The sequence below is a fragment of the Streptomyces camelliae genome (genome assembly GCF_027625935.1).
In the GTDB taxonomy this organism is placed as follows: Bacteria; Actinomycetota; Actinomycetes; order Streptomycetales; family Streptomycetaceae; genus Streptomyces; species Streptomyces camelliae.
The window spans coordinates 371,914-389,429 of record NZ_CP115300.1 but is presented as its reverse complement, the minus strand read 5'-3'; the positions used below and the strand labels follow the sequence as shown (position 1 = coordinate 389,429).

General features: G+C 68.1%; 18 protein-coding genes. 6 read left to right on the top strand and 12 right to left on the bottom strand.

The genetic code is table 11. From position 1 onward, the window contains the following. Positions 1-131: 131 nt before the first annotated feature. The 6 genes from O1G22_RS01875 to O1G22_RS01850 all read right to left on the bottom strand — a co-directional run bounded on the left by O1G22_RS01875 (position 132) and on the right by O1G22_RS01850 (position 4,455). Positions 132-1,043: an NAD-dependent protein deacetylase gene (locus O1G22_RS01875; RefSeq protein WP_270079648.1), complete on the bottom strand. Its 912-nt coding sequence runs from the start codon at positions 1,041-1,043 to the stop codon at positions 132-134. A 167-nt stretch (positions 1,044-1,210) separates the two neighbouring features. Beyond that, entirely contained in the window at positions 1,211-1,366 is a 156-nt protein-coding gene (locus tag O1G22_RS01870; protein WP_270079647.1) for a DUF6131 family protein, read from the bottom strand. A 103-nt stretch (positions 1,367-1,469) separates the two neighbouring features. Next, entirely contained in the window at positions 1,470-1,958 is a 489-nt protein-coding gene (locus O1G22_RS01865) for a hypothetical protein (RefSeq protein ID WP_270079646.1), read from the bottom strand. Positions 1,959-1,996: 38 nt separating this feature from the next. Next, entirely contained in the window at positions 1,997-2,554 is a 558-nt protein-coding gene (locus O1G22_RS01860; RefSeq protein ID WP_270079645.1) for a hypothetical protein, read from the bottom strand. Positions 2,555-3,092: 538 nt separating this feature from the next. Next, positions 3,093-3,257: a hypothetical protein gene (locus O1G22_RS01855; protein WP_270079644.1), complete on the bottom strand. Its 165-nt coding sequence runs from the start codon at positions 3,255-3,257 to the stop codon at positions 3,093-3,095. A gap of 295 nt (positions 3,258-3,552) precedes the next feature. Then, on the bottom strand, positions 3,553-4,455 hold the full coding sequence (locus O1G22_RS01850; RefSeq protein ID WP_270079643.1) for an FG-GAP repeat domain-containing protein: 903 nt from the start codon (positions 4,453-4,455) through the stop codon (positions 3,553-3,555). A 737-nt stretch (positions 4,456-5,192) separates the two neighbouring features. On the opposite strand from O1G22_RS01850, the gene O1G22_RS01845 reads away from it, so the two are divergent. After that, the gene (locus tag O1G22_RS01845; RefSeq protein WP_270079642.1) at positions 5,193-5,363 is read left to right on the top strand and encodes a hypothetical protein; all 171 of its coding nucleotides are present in this window, start codon (positions 5,193-5,195) and stop codon (positions 5,361-5,363) included. A 10-nt stretch (positions 5,364-5,373) separates the two neighbouring features. On the opposite strand, the gene O1G22_RS01840 is transcribed toward O1G22_RS01845, so the two are convergent. Next, complete coding sequence (locus tag O1G22_RS01840; RefSeq protein ID WP_270079641.1) at positions 5,374-5,781, bottom strand: hypothetical protein; 408 nt, start codon at positions 5,779-5,781, stop codon at positions 5,374-5,376. A 437-nt stretch (positions 5,782-6,218) separates the two neighbouring features. After that, positions 6,219-6,743 carry a hypothetical protein gene (locus O1G22_RS01835; RefSeq protein WP_270079640.1) on the bottom strand — a complete coding sequence of 175 codons (525 nt, stop codon included), beginning with the start codon at positions 6,741-6,743 and terminating at the stop codon, positions 6,219-6,221. Positions 6,744-7,140: 397 nt separating this feature from the next. Between O1G22_RS01835 and O1G22_RS01830 the strand changes: the two genes are divergently transcribed. The 3 genes from O1G22_RS01830 (at position 7,141) to O1G22_RS01820 (ending at position 10,061) form a co-directional block, all read left to right on the top strand. Continuing rightward, a complete protein-coding gene (locus O1G22_RS01830) occupies positions 7,141-8,208 on the top strand; it encodes a polysaccharide deacetylase family protein (protein WP_270079639.1) in 1,068 nt (355 codons plus the stop codon). A gap of 72 nt (positions 8,209-8,280) precedes the next feature. Beyond that, positions 8,281-8,433 (top strand): hypothetical protein, encoded by a 153-nt coding sequence (locus O1G22_RS01825; RefSeq protein WP_270079638.1) that lies wholly within the window; start codon positions 8,281-8,283, stop codon positions 8,431-8,433. 419 nt (positions 8,434-8,852) lie between these two features. Next, complete coding sequence (locus O1G22_RS01820) at positions 8,853-10,061, top strand: ABC transporter ATP-binding protein (protein WP_428986306.1); 1,209 nt, start codon at positions 8,853-8,855, stop codon at positions 10,059-10,061. Positions 10,062-11,121: 1,060 nt separating this feature from the next. Here O1G22_RS01820 and O1G22_RS01815 read toward each other — a convergent pair. After that, the gene (locus O1G22_RS01815) at positions 11,122-12,261 is read right to left on the bottom strand and encodes a sensor histidine kinase (RefSeq protein ID WP_270079637.1); all 1,140 of its coding nucleotides are present in this window, start codon (positions 12,259-12,261) and stop codon (positions 11,122-11,124) included. Next, positions 12,254-12,949: a response regulator transcription factor gene (locus O1G22_RS01810; protein ID WP_270079636.1), complete on the bottom strand. Its 696-nt coding sequence runs from the start codon at positions 12,947-12,949 to the stop codon at positions 12,254-12,256. The genes O1G22_RS01815 and O1G22_RS01810 overlap by 8 nt, the downstream gene beginning before the upstream one ends. A gap of 144 nt (positions 12,950-13,093) precedes the next feature. Between O1G22_RS01810 and O1G22_RS01805 the strand changes: the two genes are divergently transcribed. Then, on the top strand, positions 13,094-13,543 hold the full coding sequence (locus tag O1G22_RS01805) for a M15 family metallopeptidase domain-containing protein (protein ID WP_270079635.1): 450 nt from the start codon (positions 13,094-13,096) through the stop codon (positions 13,541-13,543). Positions 13,544-13,566: 23 nt separating this feature from the next. Further along, a complete protein-coding gene (locus O1G22_RS01800) occupies positions 13,567-14,640 on the top strand; it encodes an endonuclease/exonuclease/phosphatase family protein (RefSeq protein ID WP_270079634.1) in 1,074 nt (357 codons plus the stop codon). A gap of 573 nt (positions 14,641-15,213) precedes the next feature. Here the strand turns inward: O1G22_RS01800 and O1G22_RS01795 are convergent. Further along, positions 15,214-15,885 (bottom strand): pyridoxamine 5'-phosphate oxidase family protein, encoded by a 672-nt coding sequence (locus O1G22_RS01795; RefSeq protein ID WP_225101811.1) that lies wholly within the window; start codon positions 15,883-15,885, stop codon positions 15,214-15,216. Next, positions 15,882-17,177: a globin domain-containing protein gene (locus O1G22_RS01790; RefSeq protein WP_270079633.1), complete on the bottom strand. Its 1,296-nt coding sequence runs from the start codon at positions 17,175-17,177 to the stop codon at positions 15,882-15,884. The genes O1G22_RS01795 and O1G22_RS01790 overlap by 4 nt, the downstream gene beginning before the upstream one ends. Positions 17,178-17,516: the final 339 nt, after the last annotated feature.

Genomic DNA, 17,516 nt, shown 5'->3' with positions numbered 1-17,516 from the left:
CTGTTCTCTTCCATCCTGCGCAGCGGTGGCCCGTGCGGTTTGGGCAACGGGAGGAAACCGGTTCGCCTCGGCCCAGCCACCCGGCTCGCCGCGTGCGCGGGCGTGGTGAACTCCGGTGACGTCCCGGCATGTCACGGCTCCACCGAGGTTGCCGTCGGTCCCTCGACGGGGATGTCCAGCCGGCCGGCCACGGTGGTGAGAGCCGTTCCCAGGGGGAGGGCGACCCGGGTGACCGCGTGCCGGTCGCCCCGGGTCGGGTCCCGGTTGACGATCAACACCGGCTTTCCGGCCTGGGCCGCCTGACGGACGAACCGGAGCCCGGACATCACCGTCAGTGAAGAGCCCAGCACCAACAGCGATGTCGCTTCCCGGACCAGCTCGCGGCAGTACTCAACCCGCTGTGACGGAACGGCTTCGCCGAAGAACACCACGTCCGGTTTGAGGATGCCTCCGCAGATCGAGCAGGGCACCACGCGGAAGTCCCCGACCTGTTCGTCGGTGAGGTCGGCGTCACCGTCCGGGTTGATTCCGGCGGCCACCGGCTCGAAGCCGGCATTGGTCTCCTCCAGCCGTCGGGCGAGTTCACGGCGCGGGCTGAAGGCGCCGCAGGAAAGGCAGACGACCCGGTCCAGGCTTCCGTGGAGCTCCACGACGCCCTTGCTGCCAGAGGCCTGGTGCAGGCCGTCGACGTTCTGGGTGATGACACCCGAGAGCAGGCCGTGCCGCCCGAACGCGGCCACGGCACGGTGCCCGGCGTTGGGGCGGGCCCGGCCGAAGGTCCGCCAGCCGAGGTGGCTGCGTGCCCAGTACCGGCGCCGGGCCTGGGCGCTTCCGATGAAGTCCGGGTAGGTCATAGGGGTGTGCCGGCTCAGGCTCCCGCCCTCGCCCCGGTAGTCAGGGATGCCCGACTCCGTGGAGATGCCCGCCCCGCTGAGCACCAGCACACCCCCGCTGCTCAGCACATTGGCGACCGGCGCCAGATCCGTGGTGCCCGGCGGCAGCTCCTCGGTAGGGGTCCAGCTCAGAGTGGGACGCATGCGCATGCCGCCAGGGTACGGAACATGGCGCCGTCAGTTGCTCTCGCCGATCCCCGAGATGGGGCATCGTGCCGGTGTGCCGAACTGGTCTCTGTGGCCTCTCCTGACGTGGCCCGTTGCCGGACAGGTGGTGCGGAAGAGTGCTGCTGCTCGCCGGGCGACCGGGCGGTGGTCTACCAGTAGTGGCGGCGGCCGCCGACGGCGTGGCCGACGGAGCCGAGGAGGAACAGGACGGCTCCGATGACGAGCAGGATGATGCCGATCGTCCACAGGATGCCGATGTGCAGGACGAATCCGACGATGAGCAGGATGACGCCAAGCGCGATCACGGCGCTCTTCTTTCTCTCTGGCCGGAGTACGGCCGCTGATGGCGAGGCAGGCCGGCGGTCGTCGCCTGGGCTCTGCCTTCGTGGTGGTTCGCAGGTGGGTTCTTCAGGTGGTGAGCAGGCGGTTGAAGAACGAGCGGTAGTGGCGCAGAGCCGTGCGCAGGGCTTCGGTATCGGCCTGCCCGCCTCGGCTCCACTGTTCTTCGAGCGCCTTTTTGTGCTCGTCGAACGTCGTGGCGAGCGTCTGCATGACGCTGGCGACCAGGCTGTCCGCGGCTTGAACCGCTTCATGGGGATCGTCGACGAAGGTGTTCTGGATCTTCTCCCAGCGTTCGCGGAAGCTCTCCTCGTCCTGAGCAGTCAGCAGTTGCGGCATCTTGTCTGCGTTCTCGGTCCCCGTTCCCGCCTCCTCCTTCGCCGCAGTGGATTGCGTGGTGCGGGAGGCGATGTCATCGGTCGCGTCCGTGCTCTCGTCGCTCTCACCCTCCCCCGGGTAGACGGGGGCGCTCGGTTCTGAGGCGTTGTCGTGAGGCTTTGCGAGGTCCTCTGTGGACAGGCCGCTGTCAGGTGTGTGCGGTATGTCGTCGCGTTGCATGTCTCCTCCGCGTCCGATCGGTTTCGGCTGCCCGTAGGTCAGGCCGGGGCGTGGCGGGTCTGGCCGCCGTCGGAGAGAAGTTCGTCGAACAGTGCCCGGTAGTGCACCATGGCGTTGCGCAGCTGTTCGGTGGTGGCCTTGTGACTCTCACTGAGCGTGTCGATCTCGTGGGCGGCCCGGTAGTGGCCGAGGGCACGGCTGTGCTCCACAGAAAGATCCTTGAGCTGCTGGTCGTAGCTCTCGGTGGGGTAGCCCCGGTCCTGCATCAGTGAGGTCACCAGCCGGTCCGCGTCGTGTACGGCGTCCTCCGGCCGGTCCACGAACTCGTGCTGCACGTTGTCCCAGTCCCGGCTGTAGCGCTCGCGGAGACGGTCGGGCAGGGGCTTGATGTCGAGCTTGTCGTGCCGCTTCTCGCGTGCGCTGAGCTCGCGCTCGGCGGCGAGTCGGCTGTCGGCGCCCTCGACCGTGCGTTCGTACTCCGGACCGTAGCGCTCGCGCAGGGAGCGGTGTCGTGCGAAGAGGGCCAGGCCTGCGGCGATCAGAATGACGACAACCGCGACGGGGATGACGATCGCCAGAAGCGTGCCGGTGGACATCGGACCGACCTCCTAGTAAATATCCAATATTTTCCGTGTTCCCGTTTTGCGCAAAAAACTCCTGCTTGAAGGAAAAGTAGGTTCCCGCAATACCACCCTGACCAACCACATCCGGGTGCCGGCGGCATCGTCGCGCCGCCCAGGAGATCATCGCGGCAAGATCCTGCGCCATCCGGCCGAGGCCCGGCCTGACGGTGGCGCCCCTTGTGTCGATGCTGCTCAGGGACGAGGACGGGCGCCAGGCTCCGGCCGCCACGCCCGCTCCCGTCCGTGAGGAGCAGCTCCCGTCCGTGAGGGGCAGGCAGTCCCGCAGTTTCCCGTTGACGACGGCCGCCACGCGCCTAGCCGATGTCGTCCTGGCCCCCGGACCATCGCCGGGAACCGTCGGACAGTCTCGGATGAAGTCTGTGGCGCGGGACCGAGGATCCGTGCGCTGCGGCCTCTCGCCCGCTCTCACCGCTCACCCCTCGGTGGCGTCGACCTCCCGCATGCGGACGCAGTACGCCCATCGTCCACGACCCCAGGGTGGGGCAGGCGATCAAGCCGTACAGCCACGAGTACAGCGTCCCCGAGGGGTGGATCTGCGGTGGACGAGCCGCAGGCCGTACGGCCCGCGTTCGAGGCGCTCGGCCTCGGCCCGGCCGATGCCGACCTGGTGGTGGCCGCCATCGTCGAGCAGATCGTCGAGCCAGACGCTGCTCACCGACCCGCTGTACGTGGGCAACCAGCACCAGCGGGGTGCGCGGGGACGAGCACGCCGCGTTCGTCGCCGCGTACGTGGACACCGTGCGGGACCTGTTCCCACGCCCCTGCTGCACTGGGGGACTTCAGTGCCGGCAACGGCCGCAGGCTGCTCGCGACGTACGGCGAGAAGGGCTGCACGTTCAACGACGACATGCGAGGCACCGGCGTCATCACCAGGCGACCAGCACAGTTCGGAGCCACAGAGAAGCGCTCGCGGATCCGCGCAGGGGCCTGTGTCAGTCCCTGAGAGGGTGTCAGAAGAGGTCGCGGTACTGGTTGAAGCCGGTGCCGATCCTGACTCGGGACCTGAAGGGCGCGGCCGCCTTGCCCGTCCCCTTGTACAGCCACAGGTTGCCCTTGGGGTCGCGGGCGAGCAGGTCGCTGTGGCCGTCGCCGTCGACGTCCCCCGTGGCCACCAGTTTGTTGAACTGGTTCCAGCCGGGACCCGCCTTCACGGGGGACGCGAACGGCTTCCGCAGATCGCCCGTGCCCTTGTACAGCCACAGGACACCCTGCTTGTCGCGGGCTACGATGTCCGGCTTGCCGTCGCCGGTCAGATCGCCCTGGCCGGTGATCTGGGTGAACCGGTTCCAGCCGAGGCCGACCTTGACGCGCGGTGCCAGCGAGCCGTCCGCCTTGGTCTGGAAGCGCCAGAGGACGCCCTGACTGTCGCGGGCCAGCAGGTCGGGGTGCTTGGCGCCGCCCAGAGTGCCGGGGGAGAAGACGACGTTGTACCGACCCCAGCCGCCGGCCACCTTCTTGAGGCGCCCGTTGCGCCAGAGATTCAGCGTGCCGTCGTCCATGACGTGGTACGCGCCGTCCTGATAGCCGGTCAGATCGGGGTCGATCGACACCCCGTACGTGAAGTGCGGCCAGACGTAGGCGCCCGACCGGTCGTCGAACCCGCCCTTCCCGTCGGGCATATAGGCGTACATCTGGCCCGACGGCAGGATCCCGGAGAGGAAGAAGAACGGCGCGGCCGGGGTGGGTTTGTGCTGCCCGGCTGTGGCGGCGCTCCGGGCGACGTTCTTGGCCGGACCGGTCGTCGCAGGGGTGTCGGCCAGAGCGGTGCCGGCCGTAGCGCCGACCAGGGCGACGGCGATCGCCGAGGTGACGAGACGCGACAGGGCGCGTACACGCCGGGAAGACTGGGCCACGTATGACTCCATGAGGTATGCGGAATCAGGCGGTGCGCTCTGCATAGGTGTGGAGAGCACCCGCACCATTGTCCGGATCTTTGCACACCTGTCCCAGTGGTTTTGCGGTTGGGGTTCGGAATGCGAAATTCCGCCCAGACGGCACCGCGGAAGGGCCACAACTGCCTATGAATTGCGGCCCTTGTCCTGTGGCCGAAAAGGCCTCTGCGGGACGCTTCTGCTGCTGGTGCAGCGGCACCCCGACCGGCGTTTTCCGGTGCCGATACTGAGCCTCCTCCGGCTCGGAGAACCCCCGCCCCTGGTGTTCGCACCGCTCGCGGAACTCTTGTTCCGCTGAATCGACAGCCGGGCCAACATGAACACCGCGAACAGCCATGCTTTCCACCGGCTGTTCCCGGGGCGCCGAGCAGGGCCACCGCTCCATGTCGGTGGGCCGGGGCAGGTATCGGCTCGTTGTCGGCGGTGATCGGTGATCGGTGATCGGTGATCGGTGATCGGTGATCAGTCGACGGCTGCCGGGACATTGGAGCTGGTTGGTGCCGGCGACCAACGGCACTGGCCACCAGCATCGCACCGTCCCGACGTACTGGAACGGCGCTCCCGGAGTGACGTGCCCGCTGTTCACCCAGCGGTCCACGATCAGGAAGGAAGCCCCCCATTCGGCATCCACGACTGCAACGGACAACTCGCCCCAACACGCCTCAGGTTCTGATCAACAGGATCACTGAGAAGGATCGATGAGTCACGAGAGCAGCGCCACGGCATGGTCACCCGCGTGTGGCGTGACGGCGACAGGCGTCGGCCTCATCCTGCCCTCGATCTCCGGCGCCGTCGAAGGACGCGTCCACCGGAGCAAGATGGTCAAGCGCCAGATGTACGGCCGCGCGGGCTTCGAACTCCACCGCTGAAGTTCACCGGTCAGCGGAGCCCGTCCGTCGCCTCGGGCCGGGGCTCCATGCCCGAGTCGTCGTCCACCTGGTCTTCCTCGCACCAACCACGTCGGTCGAGCCATGTCCCCCGCCACTCGGTAAAGCTGGGTGAGTCAACGAACCATGCTGTGGAGGAGTCCTCACCGTCGATCGCGTTCGGCTCGAAGAGCATGGACGGTGCCGTCGGCGCTTTGGCGTCACTCAGCGTGACCATCTCGCGGAAGTGATGCCGCTGGTGATATTCACTCCATCGAGTGAATATCGCCAGCGGCATCCAAAAGTTGAGCCCGAACCGATTGGAGTGAACGAAGCCATTGCGGGATGTCTCCGAGGCCATCGAGTCGGGCAGATCGAGGTGGACGGTCACGCCGACCGGGCCGGGGACGGTGTCGACCACCTCGTGGGCAACGGGTGAGCAATGGCTGGGCTCGTCCAGGACGGCGATCGTAGTCGGCCAGGAGCAGGTGGCAGGCGAAGGTGAGGGCACCGCCGGGGGCGCGGGCTTCGTCGAAACGTGTGATGCGGCGGGTGGAATCGCCGTCATGGATGACGCCCTGACACAGAGCGCGCAGGTCCTGCCCGGCGCGCTCGTGCAGCATCACCGTCCGGTGCACCGCACGTGGACCCGACACCGGGTCGGTCAGGGCCTGGACCCGGCCCAGCTCGCGGAACTGCTCGGTGATCCGGCAGCGGGAGGCCTCGCGGTCGATGCGGGGGGTAGACGCCTGCCTGCCGGCGACCGGGAAAAGACGCGGGCGAGGCGTATGGTCGGCCGGTGGCCTTCGCGAAGGTGGGTCGTGGCGGGCGAATCAGCCGCACCCGAGGCCGAGGCGGTCAGCCGTCGGTGGCTTTGTCCTCCGGGCCGGCCGTGTCCCCGATGGCGACGCGCAGGTCGTGCATGCCTTGCAGGACGTCGATGAGGGCTTCTTCCGCCCCGCTCAGAGCACGTCGCGTTCCCTGCGCATCGCCGCGCTCCGCGTGCAGCTGGGCGCCGAGCGTGTACACCGCTGTCATCACGGCGCCGAAAGCGGCCTCCCGGCCGGGTGGCAGTTCTTGCGCCTCGGGTTGGGAGATCTGCACCGCGGCGCGCTGCAGCCGGTTCGTCACGACGTTGACCGCGAGACCAGGATCCGCTCCCACCTGTTCATCCCAGCCGAGCAACGTCTCAAGGACGTCCTCGATCTCCGCTTCCTCGGTCAGCCGGGTCGCGGCGGTGATCTCAAGCTCCGTCTTCGCCAGAAGACTCCCCAGCAGCCGCAGGCGGTCTTCTTCCTGCGGCCCCGAGGGCCGCTTCTTGGGGTCTGCCACCGGCTCGGCACCCAGAGCAGCCAACGCTGCATAGATCTGCTCAGCGCTCACCGGGCTCCCGCTACTGTTGCTCACGCATTCAGCTTCACTCAGCGAAGGCGGACCCGCCCGCCCAGACACCTTCCAGTCCCAGTCGACTTCCGCCACCCGGACCAGCGCCTGGCCGAGCAGATCGACAAGCTCGCCGATGCCTGCTGACCCCAGCAGCCCGAGCCGGTGCTGCTTCGCTTCAGAGAGTACGGGTCGGCCCGCCCCCAGCGGGATGCTTCACACCCCGGCCGGCCTGCTGCCCTGGCCGCGCGTCATCTCGAAGCCAAGGCCTCACAGGACTCCGCCGGACAGGGCGCGGCGCCGGCCCCGCGTCCGTGAACCATCCCCTGCCTGATACGGCCGACACGATCAGCTCGCGCACGGGCGTATGGGCCACGCTTCCCGGTCGGGACGCTGGATGGCCTTCACGGTCGGCCGTGTGGCCGGCCATCCCGGCTCCTTTGGAAAGGAAGGCCTGTGTTCCGTGCCTCCCGCTCGCCGATGCCGTCATGGGCATATCCTCAAGGAGCTGCGTCGATTGTCCGATGGTGGGGGCATGGAATCACGTGGTCGGGCCGCGTTGGGCCGTGTCGTATCCCGCCGTCTGCTCCTTGCCTCCGGTGCGCAGTACACGGTCCTGCGGGCGGTGCTGTCCGAGGTTCCGCCGAGGCTGGCTACAGGGGCATCGCCATCGTCAGGTGTGACGGCCGGCGATGCGGGGCTGGTGTCCTTGTTCGGGTCGGAGAACCGTGTGATCCGTACGCGGGAGCGGGTAGTCGCGGTGACGTTCAACGCGGCGTGGAACGATGCTGGACTGGACCGGATCCTCGGTGAGCTGGCCCGCCGGCACGCGCCTGCCACCTTCTTCCTGACCGGCGATTTCGCCGACCGCTACCCCCGGGTGGTGAAGCGGATCGCGGCCGGGGGTCATGGGTTGGGCAACCACTCCTACAGCCACCCCTACTTCAAAGACCTGACCGTCCCGGGGAGGGTCCGGGAGGTCCGCGCGGCTGAGCGGGCCCTGAGAGCGGCGGGGGCGGGCAGAGCGCTGACCCCGTTCTTTCGGTTTCCCTACAGTGAGACCAGCCCTGCCCAGGTCAGGGAGGTCAACGCACTCGGATTCGCGGACATCGAATTCACCACCGACACCAACGGGTGGAAGGGCACCGGTGGCGGGATGACCGTGGTCCGTGCCTTGCGTAGGGCGCTGGACGCCCTGCGGCCGGGGGCGATCCTTCAGATGCACGTCGGCGCGTCAGGGGGCGGCACCGACGTGATCGATGCCCGGGCTCTGCCGCGGATTCTCGATGCCGTTGTCTCCCGCGGCTACCGGATTATCGACTTGCGCACGCTGCTCTTCCCTTCTTCCCTGACCGCACCCCCGTTGCGTTGGACCAGCGAGGTGCTCGCGTCCTCGCTGCACGCCGCATGCATCCACACCCGGCACCCTCCTCTGCGTGGCGAGAGCCACCGGATACGCGGCTGACCCGCCCCGGACCGACGTGCCGGCCGGACCGGAACGGGGGCGGCCCGGGGCACCGGCCATGAGCCTGACCACGTGTCTGGCCGTACAGCACTCACCCTCGACCACCCGCCGCAGCGCCGCACACTCGTCGACGGCCGGCTCCAGCAGATCAGCCTGGACGCTGGCCTGGCTGGCATGGAGCAGGCGCTGGAGCGGCTCCACGCCATGTCTCCGCCCTCGTCGTAGCGCCCGTGGGTAGGAGCAGTAGCTCAACTGCTGGGTCGGACTGGATCGTGCCCGGAACCACTGCCCGTCCGACGTTTCCAGGCCCCGCGCATCCCGATCGCGGAGAGCTGCTGCACCCGCTCCGCGACAGGCTCGCGGCGAGTTCGTCGCCGAGGAGGGCATAAAGCCGTGGTGGAAGGGCTCCTGAAACGGTGTTCTGTCCCTCCGAGTCCGGGCCCGATTGAGGCATCACCTTCAGCACGCGCCGTGACGCGGACCGGGAGGCGGTGAAGCCAATGGGCAAGTCCGGGTCGAGCGCCGAGAACAGCGCCTTCATGATCGCCGCCAGACCGTGGCGGTAGCCCGGCAGGTCTCTGGCTCCGCAGCCGGCCGGCGGCATCGGCCCAAGCGCCACTTCCGGGCGCCAGGCTCGTCCAGCCATGACCCCCGATTCAGTGCGCTGGTACATCGTGGACAAGGAAACAGCCGACCAGGTCCGCGCCGGAACCATGGCCCCCTTCCTCCTCGGCCTGTACCGGAAGATCGGCGCCCGCGTGGACACCATCACCGACCGCGCCATCAACCGAGGAGGCCGCTACCAATTCCTCGGCGCCCTCGCGGGAGGCGCCGGATCCCTCATCGTCTGGAGCGCGCTCGCGACAGTCCTGGCGACCGGCCACATGACCGTAGCCTCCGCCGGAACCGCGGTGTTCGCCCTGCGCACCGTCGGCTCGTCCCTGCGCGGCCTCGTCGGCTACGGCACCCAGCTCTTCCGCACCGGCTTGTACTTCGACGACTGGGTCGACTTCATCGAGGAGGCCGGCGGCCACCGCATGAACGGTGGAACCCGGTCGCCCGCCTCCCCGAACACCGTCAAGACGGAGGACCTCGCCTACACCTATCCCGGTGCCGACAAGCCCGCACTGGACGGCGTCACCCTGGAGGTCCGCCGTGGCGAAGTCCTCGCCCTGGTCGGCGAGAACGGATCCGGCAAGACCACACTGTCCAAACTCCTGTCCGGCCTGTACCTGCCCACCCGGGGCCGCGTCACTTGGGACGGCCGCGACACCAGCGATTTCGACCCCCACGCCTTGTGGCAGCAGACCGCCGTCGTCCCCCAGGACTTCGCTCACTGGCCCCTCACGGCCCGTGAGAACATCACACTCGGGCAGCCCCACGGCGGCGACCACACCGTCCACCAGGCCGCCGAACGCGCCGGAGCCCACGAAGTCGTCGAAAGCCTCCGAAGCGGCCTGGACACCCTGCTCGCCCGTGAATGGTTCGGCGGCGTCGAACTCTCCGGCGGACAGTGGCAGCGCATCGCCATCGCCCGGGCCTTCCGCCGCCGAGCCGGCCTTCTGGTCATGGACGAACCGACCAGTGCTCTCGACGCCCGTGCCGAGCACAGGATCTTCACCGGCCTCCGCGAAGTCGCCGAAGACCGTGCCGTCGTCCTTGTGACTCACCGGCTCGCCAACGTGGCCATCGCCGACAAGATCGTGGTCCTGGACCACGGCCGCATCACCCAGACCGGAACCTTCGAAGAACTCACCACCACACCCGGCCTGTTCCGCGAACTCTGGCTCCTGCAGAACGACCGCGCCATCCCCACCCAGCGTGCCGACGCGGAGAAGGAGCAGCCGGCATGACCTCGAACTGGATGACCTGGACACTCAACCCATCACGACCCTGAAACCGAGGCGCGGCGGGCTCCGGCAGTCGATCCGGCGCCCGTCCGTTGTTGCGCCGGTTCTGGTCTTGCCGGGCCAGTCCAAGAAGACTCTTCGGCTCTGTCGGCGTACACGCTTTCGACTTCGTCATCAGGCATGCCGCAGACCTTGACCTTTGCGAGCGTGACCGTGAACAAGCCGTTGTGAGTACCAGATGGAACTGCGGCGCGAGGCCGACCTGGAGATCAATTGAGCCTACCGTCCATCGGCTCTTCACGTATCTGCGCACAGTCGAGCGCCAAAACTGTCCTACGTCGGAGTCGACTCCGATATCTTCGAGCGGCATTGGCCGCGCGACGACGGTGAAAGCAAGACGCACGCGCTCGTTACCGACTCCTCGGGAATGCCCAGGAGGGTCGGTCCGGAGGCCTACATCAACCGTCGGGGGATGTTCCTGGACTCGGCCATGTCCGGTGACACGCACTCCGAGTTCCTGCTTGCCGCGCTCGAAGAACCTACTTGCTGAGAGGCGAAACCTTGCGGGCCTTCGAGGAGTCCTGGAAGACGGAACCGGGGGAGTCCCAGGATGCCGAACCGTCCTAATTGAGCCCGACGCTGTCGGAATGAACAAAGCACCGGGATGACTTCCGACACGCGCTGCAGGATCCGTGTCACACCCGTCGAGCCGTACGGCATCCTGCTCCCGGCTTGTTACCCGCTCAGCGTCTTCTGGACTGGGCGCCCTTGATCGACCGTCCCAAGGCGACGGCGCCGAGCCGAGTAGGTTCGGTATCCAGTGACCGTTGTTGCACGGGGTCGTCAGTCCATCTATGGGGATGGCCGGCGGTTCCTGCTGGGACCCGATGGCGGCCGGATCTGCGCACCACGATGCTGGCCGGGCTCATGCGCGATCCCGGGGCAGTCGGCCTGGACTCGCTGCCGGCGGAGATCGCCAAGCTGAACGGCGTACGCATGCCCGGGCCGGCCGAGAGGATGTTCGCTGACTGTCGGGAGAAGCTGGTGGCCGCGTGGCGGCGTATCAATTCCCCGGTCCGTCACCTCCCGGTGTGCGGGGGGGGGGGGGGGGGGGGGGGGGGAGTTCCACAGTGATGCGGAGCCCGCCGGCAGGGCGGGGGATGAGGGTGAGTGTTCCGTCGTGTGCGTGGGTGATGGTTTTGACGATGGCCAGGCCGAGGCCGACGCCGGCGTGATCGGTGTGCAGGCGTTCGGTGCCGCGCTGGAATGGTTCGGTGAGTGTCGAGGCCAGCTGGGGGGCGACCTGCTCGCCGGTGTTCTCGACAGTGAGCACCACGGTCTTGGGACGGACGCTGGTATGCACCCACACGCTGCCCCCTTCGGGCAGGTTGTGGACGATCGCGTTGTGCACGAGGTTCATGGTCAGCTGCAGCAGGAGCGCCGGTGATCCGAGTGTGGGGGTGATGTCGCCGCTGGTCTCGACAGTGACGCCGTGCTTCTCCGCGAGGGGGAGAAGTGTCTCGGTGGCTTCTTCCGCCATGAGGGACAGGTCGACGCGTTCTCGGGCGAAGGACCGCCGCTCGGCTCGGCTGAGCAGGAGCAGTGCCTCGGTGAGGTCGATCGCTCGGGCGTTGACGGCGTGGAGGCGGTCGATGACTTCGCCCGTGTCGCACGTCGGGTCGGTGCGGGCCACGTCGAGAAGTGTCTTCGAGATGGCCAGCGGGGTGCGCAGCTCGTGAGAGGCGTTGGCTGCGAATCTCTGCTGCTCGGCAACGTGTGCTTCGAGCCGCGCGAGCATTGTGTCGAAGGCGTCGGCGAGTTCGCGGAACTCGTCCTTGCGGCCCGGTAGTTGGATCCGGTGGGAGAGCGATCCGCTCGTGGCCCTACGGGTGGCGTCCGTGATGCGGGTCAGTGGGGCGAGCATGCGGCTGGCGAGAAGCCACCCTCCTCCGAGGCCGAACACCAGCAGAAACGCCAGTACGGCGGCTGCTCTCGGAGCGAAAACGTGCAGGAGGTTGGACCGGATGGGGAAAACACCATGAGTGGTGCCGGTGGAGCCGGGGATGATGAGCGCACGGTCGGGGACGTAACGCAGGAGGAATACCCACACCGCCGCGAGTAGCAGGGCGCCGGCAAGCATGAGGAATCCGGCGTAGCTCAGGGTGAGTTTGACGCGAACGCTCAGACCAGGGGCCCTATCCACGGTCTGTTCCCTCGCGTCCGGCCTGTGGCGGCGTGTCGATGCGGTAGCCGACGCCTGGCACCGTGCCGATGATCCAGGGTTCGCCGAGCCGTTTGCGCAGTGCCGAGACGGTGATGCGCACGGCGTTGGTGAACGGGTCGGCGTTCTCATCCCACGCCCGCTCCAGCAGCTCTTCGGCGCTGACGACACCGCCTTCGGCGGCGACGAGGACTTCGAGCACAGCGAACTGTTTCCTGGTCAGCGCGACGTAGCGGCCGTCGCGGTATACCTCTCTGCGGAACGGGTCCAGTCGCAGCCCCGCGATCTCTCGTACGGGGGGCCTGTTGTGGGCGCGTCTGCGGTCGAGTGCTCTGAGCCTGAGTACGAGTTCTTGGAGTTCGAAGGGTTTCGTGAGGTAGTCGTCGGCGCCGAGCCCGAACCCGGAAGCCTTGTCGTCGAGCCGGTCGGCCGCGGTGAGCATGAGGATCGGCATTCCGCTGCCAGAGGCGACGATGCGTTTGGCGATCTCGTCACCGGACGGACCGGGGATGTCGCGGTCGAGGACGGCGATGTCGTAGGCGTTGATGTTCAGCAGTTCCAGAGCCGTGCCACCGTCACCAGCGATGTCGGCCGCGATCGCCTCCAGGCGTAGGCCGTCGCGGATGGCTTCCGCCAGATACGGTTCGTCCTCGACGATCAACACACGCATGCCACCAAGGCTACGAGTCGGCACCTATCGTCAGCCTATCGAAATCCGCAAACGTGTCGGCAACACGGCGCTGCCTTGACTGTCGGCATGAAGCGAACCCCACCATCACCCCGAGCAAGGAACGGCCGGATTCGGTGGCTCGTGGTGGTCAGCCTGATCGTCGTCACAGCAGTGATCACCGCAGCCCTCAGCTCCCAGGTGCCGAAGCCTTCGTCCACCGCGGCCTTCTTGCTCTCCTCGGCCGCATTGCCCTCGACGTTCTCCTCGGCCGCATCACCACATGCGTCTCGCGGTGAGCACCGTGGTACGCCGGGCAAGGCTGACGGTGTCGTCCCCGACGGCGTGACGGTCTTCGACGATGCGCCGGAACACCGGAATCAGCTGCCACGTAAGGCGGACGCCACGTACGGGTCCGGAGACGAGGCCGCCCGATGGGTCGCCACCGCGGCGACTGCGACAGTGTGGCTGTCCCAGCGCGGCGCCGAATACGGGCTGTGCCAGATCGACAAGAACGAACTGCGCCCCCGAGCGACCGATCGTCGCCGTCCGCGTATGTATGCCGGCCCCGCACAGGACCCGAGGACGCAGCAGTGACCGGAAGTGAACGAGGACAGACGATGACGCAGGTGGACACGGCGGAGACCGGGCAGGAAGGCGCCGGCCGCCGCGACACCGGCTTCGCTGCCCGGCGGGCGCGCATCCGACGGGCAGTCCGCATCGCCACCCGGCCGGGACCCTGGAAGCGCGGCCCGGTTCTTGCGGCGCTGGCGCTGCTGCTCGGCCTGCTCATGCTGCTGCACCCGCAGATCACGGACCGCGGGGGCCTCGGCAGCCTGGTGGAGACCTTCCTGCCGTGGTTCGGGCTGTTCATTCCGGTGCTGCTGGCCGGGGCGCTATGGCGCCGCTCCGCCTCCGCGGTGGTGGCGCTATTGCTGCCGGTCATGGTGTGGCTGAGCCTCTTCGGCGGGCTGCTCAGCGACAAGTCCCACCCTCGCAGCGACCTCACCGTGGCCAGCCACAACGTCGACGCCGACAACCCCGACCCGGCCGGCACCGCACGTGACCTGGCCGCCTCCGGTGCGGACGTACTGGCCCTGGAGGAGATCACCCCGCAGGCGAAGCCGCTGTACGAGAAGGGTCTGGCGAAGGAGTATCCGTACCACACGGTGCTGGGAACGGTCGGGCTGTGGAGCAAGCTGCCGCTGTCGGACACCCAGCCGATCGACATCGTGGACTACGGACCGCTGGCGGACACCAAGCCGGGCGACAAAAAGGTGGCCGCGAACCGAGCGCTGCGCACCACGGTGGCTACGGACCACGGGCCGCTGACGATGTATGTGGCCCACCTGGGGTCTGTACGGGTGAATCCCAAGTCGGGCTTTTGGACGGCCTCGCGCGACATAGGCGTGCAGGCGCTCGGCAAGGCTATCGCCGCCGACCCGAGTAAGCGGATGGTGCTGCTCGGCGACCTGAACGGCACCATGGACGACCGCGCGTTCAACGGCATCACCTCACAGATGCACTCGGCCCAGGAGGCGGCCGGGAACGGCTTCGGCTTCACCTGGCCGGCACATTTCCCGGTGGTGCGGATCGACCAGATCCTGGTCCACGGCGTGGAGCCGACCAGCTCATGGGTGCTGCCGGCCACCGGCAGCGACCACCTGCCGGTGGCGGCCGGAATCAGCTGGTGAACACCGCGCAAAGGCTGGCGCTCCACCCGCCGCAGACCGCACTTGCCCTCGTCAACACGCTGATGATGTGGCATGGCTGTCGCGTCGCTTATTGATCTTGGTTGGGTCTGCTGTTGCTCAGTTGGGCTGAGCTGGTTGTCTGTGCTGCGCAGTGAGCTGAGCATGATGGTGTCTTTGCGCAGGGTGGTTGGCCCGTCTGACGGTACGAGGTCTGGGCGAGGGTGGGGCGGTTGAGGCAGGAGGCGGTGGCCTCACCGGGCAGCGGCCTTGCGTGCAGTGTGCGCCGGGTCGCGCGGCCGTGGGGTTGCCGGCCCGTGCCGGGAGTGGAAGGCGGGTCCGGGTCAGGTGTGTCATCCGCTGGTGGACCGGGTGCGGCGGCGGGCCGGGGTACGGGGCCGGTAGTGCTCCTCGGCGCGGTGGTCCAGCGCGATGCTGTCCAGCAGCGGTTGGGTGATGCGTTCGCTGGAGTCAGGTCGTTCGCGATGCGGGGTCAGCGCGCGGACCCTGCGGCCGCATGCGGGTGAGCCGAGGCGCTTGGGGTCAGGTGTCGCAGGAGCGGCGAGATGATCGGATTCAGTGGCGGAGCCGCAAGCGGTGTCGCCATGAGGTGCGGCCGGTGTCGGCATCTCCCGCGTCGGGGGCCTGGTGAGAAGGAGAGGACTCCGTGAAGTAGGCGCTGTCCTTGGGACGGTTGCGGTCCGTGGTCGGGCGGGGGCGCGGAGCCGGCTCCAGGTGGGGGATGTGCTTGGAGCAGTGGACGTAGGCTTCCTCGACGGTGAGGTGGACCCACAGGTGGGGTTGGCGCCCGGGCGCGGTGTCGGTCGGCAGATGCGGGTACCACGCGCGGAGGTCGCGGTCGGTGTACAGCTTCACTGTGCCATTGACGTGCAGCCCTATGTGATCATGAGTGAAGTCCATGAACAGCATGCCGAGGTGGGGGTTCTCGGTCATGTTGCCCGCACTGGCCAGGACACCGTTGCCCCGGTATTCGGGGTAGGTCAGAGTGCGGTCGTCGAGGGCGACGCAGAATCCTGGCGGCCCGGAGCGGAAGCTGCTGTCGCAGGCTCCTCGGGAGTCGGCGGTCGACAGGAACATCATGGTCTGCCGGGCTATGAACTCCCGCATGGCGGGCGTCAGGTAGGGATGTACCTGACGGTCGTAGAAGTCGGCCGCTCGGTCAGTGGTGCCGAGCTGCTGCTGCAGCAGTCGTTCACCGAAGGAGCCGGTCGTCTCGGGGCTGTTCACAGCTGGTCGGTCTCCTCTTCAGACGGGGGCGGCCCCAGAGGGGCGGTCAGGACGGGGACGTCCCAGGGGTCGTAGTGGATGTGATGAGGCGGGACACCGTGACGTCGCAGGGCCTGCACGGCTTCGTCGAGCATCTGCGGTGGGCCGCACAGGTACGCCTCGTGCCGGTAAAAGGGGCCGAATTCCGCCAGTACCTCGGGCAGCGTGCCCTCCAGTCCCGCGATGCGCTCGTGGGAGACCGCGGCCCGGACGCGGAGCCAGTGGTAGCGCTGGGACATGCGCAGCATGTCATCGAGCCCGTACAGTTCGTCCGCCGTTCTGGCGCCGATGAACAGACTGACCTCCCGAGCGTCACCGACGCCGTTCCGGGCCGCCTGCTCGATCAGGGCGCGTATCGGAGCCAGGCCGGTGCCGCCGGCGACGAAGAGCAGGTCCCGTCCGGCGGTCGGACGCAGCACCATATCGCCTTCCGGCGGGCCCAGCCGGACGGGGTCTCCCGGACGGGCGTGGTGGACCAGCGCGTTGCTGACCGTGCCTCCGGGCACCGCACGGACGTGGAAGGTCAGCTGGGAGTTGGGCCGTGGGGCGTGCGCGGGGGAGTAATGCCGCCACAGCCTCGGCGCCCAGGGCGTCTCGATGCTCACGTACTGGCCCGCCACGAAGGGGTACGGCAGCTGTGGCTGGACGGTAAGCTCAGCGATTCCGTGTCCGCAGTGCACGTGCTGGACGATGTGGGCGTTCCACACGGCCGGCCGGTGACGCGCGTCCTCCTCGGCGGCGCGGACCATCACGTCCGCGGCAGCCGTGTAGGCACGCTGCCAAGCCGCCGCCAACTCCGCGGTCCAGGCCGGGCCCGCGTAGTGGGAGAGGGCGTGCAGCAGGCACTCGCCGACGGCCGGGTAATGAGAGCTTTGCGTGCCGAACTTACGGTGGCCACGCCCCAGACGGGAGCAGAGCGCGATGAGGTTACCGGGGTCGTCGACCAGTTCCACGATGCGCAGCAGAGCGCGGACCAGACGTTCCCGCTGGACGTCGAGTTCGGCCGGGAACAAGTTCCTGACCTGTGGATAACGCGCGAAGAGGATGTCGTAGAAGTACACGGCCAGCTCGGCGACGTGAGGTGCGACAATCGCCAGGCTGGCTCGCACCAGCGCGACGTCCTCAGCACTGACAGGGGACTGGGCGGGTGCGGCGTGATGGGCCACCGGGGCGGGGACCGGGCCGGCTGGGGCGGCCCTGTGCGATCCGTCCGCCAGCCCCTGCGGCGTGTCCGGGTGCCGGGTGTGCTGCATGGACCGGAATCTGCCCGTCACCGTTGATCCCAGGCGTGTTCCGTCGCCGACGTCACACTGGCGTGAAGGCAGAGCCTCTCCTCCAGCTCCGTGGTGCGCGCAAGGTGTGCCGGCTGAGTCCGAATCACTGCGAGACGGAATCGTCCACCCACGCCGCTCGCTCGTTTCCGCGCGGAGAGGACGACATCCAGCCTGGACGAGTTGCGGAACTCGCTCGGGACCATCCCCGGCGTCGGCCGACGCCGAGCAGAGCCGGTCCGGGCCGTGGATGTCTGCTGCAGGGGATGGCTCCCGGGACGGACTTCACCAAGGTGCGGCCTGGGTGCGACATGCGTCATA

Bases quoted from the DNA above. Each gene is read 5' to 3' on its own strand.
- O1G22_RS01800 (WP_270079634.1), top strand. From the start codon at position 13,567: ATGACGCAGGTGGACACGGCGGAGACCGGGCAGGAAGGCGCCGGCCGC.
- O1G22_RS01830 (WP_270079639.1), top strand. From the start codon at position 7,141: ATGGCCTTCACGGTCGGCCGTGTGGCCGGCCATCCCGGCTCCTTTGGA.
- O1G22_RS01820 (WP_428986306.1), top strand. From the start codon at position 8,853: ATGACCCCCGATTCAGTGCGCTGGTACATCGTGGACAAGGAAACAGCC.
- O1G22_RS01865 (WP_270079646.1), bottom strand. From the start codon at position 1,958: ATGCAACGCGACGACATACCGCACACACCTGACAGCGGCCTGTCCACA.
- O1G22_RS01875 (WP_270079648.1), bottom strand. From the start codon at position 1,043: ATGCGCATGCGTCCCACTCTGAGCTGGACCCCTACCGAGGAGCTGCCG.
- O1G22_RS01790 (WP_270079633.1), bottom strand. From the start codon at position 17,177: ATGCAGCACACCCGGCACCCGGACACGCCGCAGGGGCTGGCGGACGGA.
- O1G22_RS01810 (WP_270079636.1), bottom strand. From the start codon at position 12,949: ATGCGTGTGTTGATCGTCGAGGACGAACCGTATCTGGCGGAAGCCATC.
- O1G22_RS01860 (WP_270079645.1), bottom strand. From the start codon at position 2,554: ATGTCCACCGGCACGCTTCTGGCGATCGTCATCCCCGTCGCGGTTGTC.
- O1G22_RS01845 (WP_270079642.1), top strand. From the start codon at position 5,193: ATGAGTCACGAGAGCAGCGCCACGGCATGGTCACCCGCGTGTGGCGTG.